General features: G+C 73.4%; 9 protein-coding genes and 1 pseudogene. 6 read left to right on the top strand and 4 right to left on the bottom strand.

The genetic code is table 11. The annotated features are described in order from the left end of the window. Nucleotides 1-145: 145 nt before the first annotated feature. Both ACZ6NC_RS31050 and ACZ6NC_RS31045 read right to left on the bottom strand, forming a co-directional pair. Nucleotides 146-928, bottom strand: a complete 783-nt coding sequence (locus ACZ6NC_RS31050; protein WP_465737172.1) for an IclR family transcriptional regulator — start codon at nt 926-928, stop codon at nt 146-148. Between the two features lie 127 nt (nt 929-1,055). Further along, nucleotides 1,056-1,484: a hypothetical protein gene (locus ACZ6NC_RS31045; RefSeq protein ID WP_465737171.1), complete on the bottom strand. Its 429-nt coding sequence runs from the start codon at nt 1,482-1,484 to the stop codon at nt 1,056-1,058. 82 nt (nt 1,485-1,566) lie between these two features. Here ACZ6NC_RS31045 and ACZ6NC_RS31040 point away from each other — a divergent pair. Beyond that, nucleotides 1,567-1,845: pseudogene (locus ACZ6NC_RS31040) on the top strand (alkanesulfonate monooxygenase); the annotation flags it as partial. A 260-nt stretch (nt 1,846-2,105) separates the two neighbouring features. On the opposite strand, the gene ACZ6NC_RS31035 reads toward ACZ6NC_RS31040, so the two are convergent. Then, the gene (locus tag ACZ6NC_RS31035; protein ID WP_465737170.1) at nt 2,106-3,095 is read right to left on the bottom strand and encodes an aldo/keto reductase; all 990 of its coding nucleotides are present in this window, start codon (nt 3,093-3,095) and stop codon (nt 2,106-2,108) included. Nucleotides 3,096-3,551: 456 nt separating this feature from the next. Between ACZ6NC_RS31035 and ACZ6NC_RS31030 the strand changes: the two genes are divergently transcribed. The 5 genes from ACZ6NC_RS31030 (at nt 3,552) to ACZ6NC_RS31010 (ending at nt 7,464) form a co-directional block, all read left to right on the top strand. Further along, entirely contained in the window at nt 3,552-4,571 is a 1,020-nt protein-coding gene (locus ACZ6NC_RS31030) for an LLM class flavin-dependent oxidoreductase (RefSeq protein WP_465737169.1), read from the top strand. Between the two features lie 255 nt (nt 4,572-4,826). Further along, nucleotides 4,827-5,396 (top strand): TetR/AcrR family transcriptional regulator, encoded by a 570-nt coding sequence (locus ACZ6NC_RS31025; RefSeq protein ID WP_465737168.1) that lies wholly within the window; start codon nt 4,827-4,829, stop codon nt 5,394-5,396. Between the two features lie 112 nt (nt 5,397-5,508). After that, on the top strand, nt 5,509-6,126 hold the full coding sequence (locus ACZ6NC_RS31020) for a DUF4865 family protein (RefSeq protein ID WP_465737167.1): 618 nt from the start codon (nt 5,509-5,511) through the stop codon (nt 6,124-6,126). 16 nt (nt 6,127-6,142) lie between these two features. Continuing rightward, a complete protein-coding gene (locus ACZ6NC_RS31015) occupies nt 6,143-6,541 on the top strand; it encodes a carboxymuconolactone decarboxylase family protein (RefSeq protein ID WP_465737166.1) in 399 nt (132 codons plus the stop codon). After that, nucleotides 6,538-7,464 (top strand): phosphotriesterase family protein, encoded by a 927-nt coding sequence (locus ACZ6NC_RS31010; RefSeq protein ID WP_465737165.1) that lies wholly within the window; start codon nt 6,538-6,540, stop codon nt 7,462-7,464. Before ACZ6NC_RS31015 ends, ACZ6NC_RS31010 begins: the two co-directional genes overlap by 4 nt. A gap of 9 nt (nt 7,465-7,473) precedes the next feature. Here the strand turns inward: ACZ6NC_RS31010 and ACZ6NC_RS31005 are convergent, their stop codons facing one another. Further along, nucleotides 7,474-8,004 (bottom strand): SMI1/KNR4 family protein, encoded by a 531-nt coding sequence (locus ACZ6NC_RS31005; protein WP_465737164.1) that lies wholly within the window; start codon nt 8,002-8,004, stop codon nt 7,474-7,476. Nucleotides 8,005-8,137: the final 133 nt, after the last annotated feature.

Below are 8,137 nucleotides of genomic sequence, written 5' to 3'. Positions count from 1 at the left end.
ACGAAAAGAGGACACAAAGCACGGGGGACGCCTCGTTACTCCGTTTGCTTCTCCCCCCCCCCCCCCCCCCCCCCCCCCCCCCCCCACCGGCGTGTCGGCCCGGCCGGCCGATTGTGCGCCGATTGCCCCGCCGATCGGGTGCTGTTCAGGCGCGCTGGTCCGGTGGCAGCAGCAGGACGGCCAGTGCGCCCGCGCAGGTCCGCGCGTGCCCGAGGAACCAGTCCAGCCGGTCGTCGGTGAGGTGCGCGGGCGTCGAGCGGACGGCCAGCGCGAACCGGGCCTGCCCGCCACTGTCGAGCACCGGCACCGCCACGGTCCGGACCCCGGTGGCCGACTCGCCGTCGTTGAGCGCGAAGCCCGCGGCGCGGACCTTCACCAACTCCTCGGCCAACAGCCCCGGTTCGGTGATCGTCCGGTGGGTGAACGGCTGCAGCGGGCCGATCGCCGCCGCCCCCGCGTCGCCGGGTCGCGGCCAGGCCAGCAGCACCTTGCCCAGCGCCGTCGAGTGCAGCGGCCGGCGCAGCCCGAGCCCGGTGTCCGGGCGGACCGAGGCGCCGACCAGGATCACCGCGTGCGGACCGCTGCGTATCGCCAGGTCCGCGGTGGCGCCGGTGCGCCTGGCGAGCAGGTCGAGTTCGGGCGCGGCGAGGTGCAGTCCGCGCTGGTGGAAGCTGAGTTGGCCGAGTTCGGCGACGGCCGGGCCGAGCCGGTACCGGGCGGTCTGCTCGTCCTGGTCCAGGAACGCGGCGCTCACCAGCGTGCGGGCCAGCCGGTGCGCGGTGGAGACCGACAGTCCCATCCGGCGGGCCAGGTCCGAGGCGCTCAGGTCGGGGCCGTTGTCGTGGAAACAGTGCAGCAGCCCCAGGGCCCGCTGGACGGCCTGTGCGCCGGCCGGCGGGCTCTGGACGGCGGTGGCGGCCTCGGCCATGGCACCTCGTGTTCTGTCCGGTGCTCCGGCCGGTTCACCGAAGTCGGTTCCAGACTAGGGCAGCCGATGCTTCGGGATTGTGTCGATGGCGTTGCAATGGAATGGCGTTCATGAACAAGTGATCCCATCATGTGGCAAAGCTTGCCTCGTGCTCCGCGCCGTGGAACGCTCGGCACATCGCACCGGACGGCCCCGCCCGGAGCGCCCGCCAGGCGCCGCCGACCAGGGTTGGCTCGCCCGGGAGTTCGCCGCCGACGGCATCGCAGTCCGCTCGCTCCAGGGCGCCCCGCCCGAGGTCGCCGCCGACCACCACTACACCCACGCGCTCACCGGGCTGTTCCGCGAGGGCGGCAACGTGCCGGCGCTCTGCGCCCGTTCGCGCGGCGAGCAGACCCGGCTGGTCGGCCTCACCTGGATCGAGGAGCGCCAGGTCGTCCTGGTCCGCTCCGGCAGCGGGATCACCGCGCCCGGGCAGCTGCGCGGCCTTCGGCTCGCCGTCCCACGTCATGGGATCGGCATCGATTTCCGGCGGGCGATGGCACTGGCCGGCCTGCACAGTGCCCTGTCGCTCGCCGGACTCACCCTGGAGGACGCCGAGTTGGTGGACGTCCCGGCCCTCCGCCCGGCGGCGCGGCGGCGGGGTCGGCTGGCAGGGGCAGTTCCGCCAGCACTGCGGCAAAGTCCCCGCGCGGGCCCGGGAGTTGGAGAGTTCCCCGAATCTCTGGCCCGGAATGAGCCTGTTCCGTCCCGGACCGGGCACCGCGGTGGTCGGCTCCACCGCGCAGGTGATCGAGCGCCTCCAGGAGTTCGAGTCGCTCGGTGTCGACACCTTCATCCTCTCCGGGAACCCGCTGCTGGAGGAGGCCCACCGGGTGGCCGAGACGGTGTTGCCCGCGCTGGGGATCAATCGCCGGTAGCGCGCGGCAGGGTGCCGGGAAGGACGGGGAACGGCACGGGGGAGGTCAGTGCCAGCCGGCGGGCGAAGCGGGCCAGGGTGCGCAGGAGGATCGTCCGCACGGGGACTCCCGGGGTCTCGAAGGACGTGTGCGGACGGTACAACGCCCCGAAACCCCCGCAGGTCACGGCGACGGTGTGGGCCGAGCCGTCTCGGGCCACACCGCGCGACGCCGCGTCCCGCGAGGCCGCGCCACGACGTGCCGTGCGGCAGCCGGCGGTCTCAGCGGCTCAGCGCGTCGATCTCCGCGAGCTCCTCGGCGGTCAGCGGGCCGCCGTTCAGCGCGTCGATGTTCTGGTCCAGCTGGGCGACGCTGCTGGCGCCGATGATCACCGAGACCACCCGCTCGTCCCGCAGCACCCACGAGAGCGCCAGCTGGGCGAGGGTCTGGCCGCGCCGTTCGGCCACCTTGTTCAGCGCCCGCAGCTGCTCCAGCTTCGCGCCGGTCAGTGCCTCCTCCTTGAGGAAGTGCCCGACCGACATCCGCGAGCCCGCCGGCACCTCGCCGGAGAGGTAGCGATCGGTCAGCAGGCCCTGCGCGAGCGGCGAGTAGGCGATCAGGCTGGTCTGCGTCTCGCCGACCGCGTCGAGGACGTCGTCCTCCACGTACCGGTTGAGGATCGAGTACGCGGACTGGTTCATCAGCACCGGCGTGCCCAGCTCGCGCAGGATCGCCACCGCCTCCCGGTGCTGCTCCGCCGGGTAGTTGGAGATGCCCGCGTACAGGGCCTTGCCCGAGCGCACCGCCGAGTCCAGCGCCCCCATCGTCTCCTCCAGCGGAGTGTCCGGGTCGTGGCGGTGCGAGTAGAAGACGTCCACGTAGTCCAGGCCCATCCGGCCCAGCGACTGGTCCAGACTGGCCAGCAGGTACTTGCGGCTGCCGCCGTCACCGTACGGGCCCGGCCACATGTCCCAGCCCGCCTTGCTCGCGATGAACAGCTCGTCCCGGTACGGGCGGAAGTCCTGCGCGAACAGGTGGCCGAAGTTGCGCTCGGCACTGCCGTACGGCGGACCGTAGTTGTTCGCCAGGTCGAAGTGGGTGATGCCCCGGTCGAACGCGCGGCGCAGTACCGCCCGCTGCACGTCCAGCGGCTGGGTGTCACCGAAGTTGTGCCACAGACCCAGCGAGACGGCGGGCAGCTGGACGCCACTGCGGCCGGCCCGGCGGTAGGTCATCGAGGCATAGCGGTCATCCGCGGCGAGATAGGTCATGGCGGACATCCTGCCAGTCCGGCGGCCGGGATCAAGCTCTTGCCCCGCTCCTGGCCGGTGCATATGCTCGCGGTGGATCGTGTGTGTGCGAGGCGAAGGGGGAGCGGGGATGTCCGACCGTGCCGCGCCCCTGCGCTGTTGTCGCCCCAGCAGCCCCAGCGGCCCGAGCGGCCTCGGCAATCCCCGCGGCCTGCGCCCCGCCGCGCGCTGACACCGCCCGAGAGCCGACCCCCGCGCGATCCCGCCCCGGTGCTGCCCCCGTGCGAGCGCAGCCGTCTGCCGGGCGCCCTGCCGGGCCGTCACCGAAGCCCCGGGCCCCGCCGTATCCCGGCGGAGCCGATCTCCGAGCGCCTCGCAGGCCACCGAATGCCCTCAAATGCCCTCGAAGGCCATCGAAGGCCCTGCGGGCCGCCAAGTGGTCGTCCAGGCCACCGAACGCCCCACAAGGAGGCCGCCATGCGGTTCACCGTCTCGTCCCTCGTCTCCAACGGACCCGACCCCGTCACCGGCGTGCAGCGCACCCCGTACGAGAAGCTGCACAACGTCATCGACCAGGCCGTCACCGCCGAGCGGCTCGGCTTCGACGGCTACGGGGTGGGGGAGCGGCACGGTGAGCCGTTCCTCTCCCCGGCGCCGCCCGTGCTGCTCAGCGCCATCGCCGCCCGCACGTCCACCATCAGGCTCTTCACCACCGTCACGGTGCTCAGCATCCTGGACCCGGTCCGGGTCGCCGAGGACTACGCGGTGCTCGACCAACTCTCCGGCGGCCGCCTCGAATTGATCATCGGCAAGGGCAATGACCCACGCCACTTCGACCTGTTCGGCCTGCCGGAGGAGCGCCAGTGGGATGCGCTGGCCGAGAACTACGGCCTGCTGCACCGGCTCTGGCGTGAGGAGAAGGTCAGCTGGGAGGGGTCGACCCGGCCGCCGCTCAAGGAGGTGACCACCTCGCCGCGCCCGTGCCAGGAGCCGATCCCGGTCTGGCACGGCAGCGCGACCAGCGAGCAGTCCACCGATCTCGCCGCCCGCTACGGTGATCCGCTGTTCTCTGCCAACTCCTTTCATCCACTGGCGAAGTACAAGGCGCTGGTCGACCACTACCGCGAGCGCTGGGAGCACTACGGCCACGATCCGAAGGACGCCAGGGTCGGCACCGGTTTCGGCGGCCTGTTCGTCGCCAGGCGCTCGCAGGATGCCGTCGAGGGCTTCCGTCCGTACTGGGACGCGCTGTTCAAATCCGCGGCGGGCAAGCACAACAACTCGCCGTTCACATCGCTGGAGGACGCGCTGGAGCGCGGTTCGGCGCTGGTCGGCAGCCCGCAGCAGGTGATCGAGAAGATCCACCGCTACTACGAGGCCTTCGGCAACGAGGTGGTCGGCATCGGCGTGGACTCGCTCACCGAGGAGGTGCAGCACGAGCAGCTGGAGCTGTTCGCGAGCGAGGTCGCGCCGGTGATTCGCCGTCAACTTCCATGACCGAAAGGAGGCCTGACGTACAGGCAGAGGTGGCCGGGATGCTGTCCGGGCGGCCGCCGCCCCGACCGTTCCCCCGGGGTGACGCGCGCCACCACCGCGCGGTGAATGCCGCGCTCCGTTCCGGGGGACGGTGACCGCACAGGGTCGTGGACCGCCGGGGGGCGGCCCACGGCCCGTCTGCGGTTCACACACTCCCGGGGATTTCTGTACCTACTGGTATGGACACTGTACCTACAGGTATGTACAGTGATCCGCATGGCAGCAACCCAGGACCGCCTCATCGAGACCACCCAGGAACTCCTCTGGGAACGCGGCTACGTCGGCACCAGCCCCAAGGCCATCCAGCAGCGCGCCGGCGTCGGCCAGGGCAGCATGTACCACCACTTCACCGGCAAACCCGACCTTGCCGCCGCAGCCCTGCGCCGCAGCGCCGCGCAGATGCGCGCCATCGCCGAGGCCGACCTGGCCGGCCCCGGCACCGCCTACGACCGGATCGCCGCCTACCTGCACCGCGAACGCGAGGTGCTGCGCGGCTGCCGGATGGGGCGGATGGCCCAGGACCCGGACGTCATCGCCGACCCGCAGCTGCGCGCACCCGTCGAGGAGACCTTCGACTGGCTGCGCGGCCGTCTCGCCGAGGTGGTCGCGGAGGGACAGGCCGCCGGTGAACTCACCCCCGCCGCCGACCCGGCCGACACCGCCGCCGCCGTGGTCGCCGTCGTCCAGGGCGGGTACGTGCTCGCCCGCGCCGCCGGCACCGCCGAGCCGTTCGAGCAGGCCGTCCGCGGCGCCCTCGGCCTGCTCGCCGCCCACCGGGCCGGCTGAAGCACCCGCCTGAAGGACCCGCCGCCCGCCGGATCGGCTGAAGCCCGCCTGAAGCGGGCCGCCGCACCGGCTGAAGCGCCCGGCCCGGAGCCACGATTCAGGGAGACCACCCGTGCACGCCATGCAGTACGAGATCACCCTCCCCGCCGACTACGACATGGGGATCATCCGCAAGCGGGTCGCCGACAAGGGCCACCTGCTCGACGCCTTCCCCGGCCTCGGCCTCAAGGCGTACCTGATCCGTGAGCGCGGCCGGGCGGGCTCTCCCGTCAACGAGTACGCCCCGTTCTACCTCTGGCGCACCCCCGAGGGCATGAACGGCTTCCTCTGGGGCCCGGGCTTCCGCGGCCTGAGCCAGGACTTCGGCCGCCCCGCCGTCCGCCACTGGCTCGGCACCGGCCTGCGCCGTGGCACCGCCCTGCGCCGTGGCCCCGCCCAGGACGCCCCCGTCACCGCAACCCGCCACGCCGCCTGCCACGCCACCCGGCACATCGAACGCCTCCCGGAGAGCGCCGACCCGGCCGAGGCCGTGGAGGCCGCCCTCGCCGCCCTGCCCGACCACCCCGCCCTGCACACGGCCGCGGTCGCCGTCGACCCCAGCCGCTGGGAACTGTTGCGCATCGCCCTCTGGGACGGCCCCGCCCCCGAGGCCGAACCCGGCACCCGCTACGAGGTGCTGCACCTGTCCAGCCCCGAACTCGACCGGCTGCCCGCCGGACGCCACTGGTGAAAGGACCACCCTTCCGATGGACTCCACCGCGCTCACCCCCGCCCCGTCGGACCGCGCCGCCGGCTACACCCTGCTGAACGAACTCGCCGACCCGCAGACCCAGGCCACCACCCTGCAGGGCCTGGACGAACTGGCGCCCGGCTTCCCCGACTGGATCGTCACCAGTCTCTTCGGCGGCACCTACCAGCGGCCCGGCCTCGCCCTGCGCGACCGTCAGATCGCCAACCTGGCCGCCCTCACCGCTCTCGGCGGCGTCGAACCACAGCTCGCCGACCATGTCCGCAACAGCCTGCGGATCGGCGTCACCCGGGAGGAGATCACCGAGGTGCTGGTCCACCTCGCGCCCTACGTCGGCGTCCCCAAGGCGCTGGCCGGCCTGCGGGTCGCCGCCGCGACCTTTGCCGAGTCCGAATGACCACCGCCGCTCCGGGCGCCACCGTCCGCACCGTCCTCGGCGACCTCGACCCCGCCGAACTCGGCGTCTGCGACGCCCACGACCACCTCTTCCTCCGGAGCCCCCGCCTCCCGGGCGAGGAACTGGACGACGCCGCCGCGGCCGAGGAGGTCCTGCGCGCTTTCGCGGCGGCGGGCGGGCGGGCTTTCGTCCAGTGGACCCCGTACGGCATGGGACGCGGCGGTGACGCGCTCGCCGGGCTCTCCCGGTCCACGGGCGTCCACCTGGTCGCGGCCACCGGCCTGCACCAGGCCGTCCACTACGACCCGGCCGTGCTCGACGCGCTGTACGAGGGGCTCGGCGAGCTGTTCACCGCCGAGCTGACCACCGGACTGCGCGACGCCCCCGGCGGCGTCCGGGCCGGACTCATCAAGGTGGCCGGCGACTACCACGGCCTCGGCGGCCACACGCGCCGCGTGATGGCGGCCGCCGCCGAGGCCCACCATGCCACCGGCGCCCCGATCGCCGTCCACCACGAGCTCGGCACCGCCGCGTCCGACGTCCTCGACCTGCTCTGCGACGGGTACGGCGTGCCGCCACAGCGGGTGATCCTCGGCCACCTCAACCGCCTCCCCGACCTGCGGCTGCACCGGCACCTCGCCGCGTCCGGCGCGTACCTCGCCCTGGACGGCCCCTCCCGCGCCCACCACGCCACCGACCACCACCTGTTCGACACCGTCGCCGCCCTGGTGGAGGCCGGTCACGCCCCGCAACTCCTCCTCGGTGCCGACACCACCACCCGCACCGCCCGCCACACCCCCGGCCCGACGCACCTCCTCACCGCCCTCGCGCCGCGCCTCGCCCGCGAGTTCGGCCCCGAGCTGCCCGAGCTCCTCCTGACGGCCAACCCGGCCCGGGCCCTGGCCGTGGCCTGGCGCGCCTGAGCGGGCCGGTCAGCGGCAGAGCGCGTCGATGTCGTCCGAGAACGTGGCGAACTCGGCCTGAGCCTCCGCGATGATCTCGCGGGCGGGCCGGCGCGGGGTGGTCGCGTGGCGGCCGGCGAGGTCGGCCAGGGCCGCGTCCGGGCGGGCGTCCCGCTCGCCGTCCACGGCGGCCTCCAGCGGGCCGAAGCCGTCGGCCAGCACCCAGAGGAAGTCGCAGAGGCTCCCGGCCACCACGCCCCGCTCGCCCTCCGAGCCCAGGAACACCACCGGCTGCTGCACGAGCGGGCGGCCTGGCCGCACCAGCCAGAGGGCGGCCAGGCCGCCCGTGCCGTCCTGGCCGAACACCCGGTAGGCGTCGCCGTCGAGATCCCGGTTGCCGGTCCAGAGCCGAATCCACCCGGTGGTCTCCTCGGCGGAGTCGAAGGCGTCGTACGGCTCGAAGTCGACGCCCTCGCCCTCCTCGCCGTACTCGAACTCCACCCGGGCCACCTCGGCCAGGGCGGGCGGGAAGCTGCGGTCGTCACCGGTCGTCTCGATCACGGCCGCACGCTAACGCCTCCCACCGACAGCCCGATCCGCCGCCCGCCGCTCAGGACCCGCTGCCGACCGACCGACGTGCCGACCACCGGCCCATCGGCCGCCGCCCGGTGGCCGGATCCCCGTGCCGGGGTTT

The organism is Kitasatospora sp. NPDC041988, assembly GCF_055588525.1.
The sequence above is the reverse complement of the archived record's forward strand: the minus strand, read 5'-3'. Positions and strand labels throughout refer to the sequence as shown.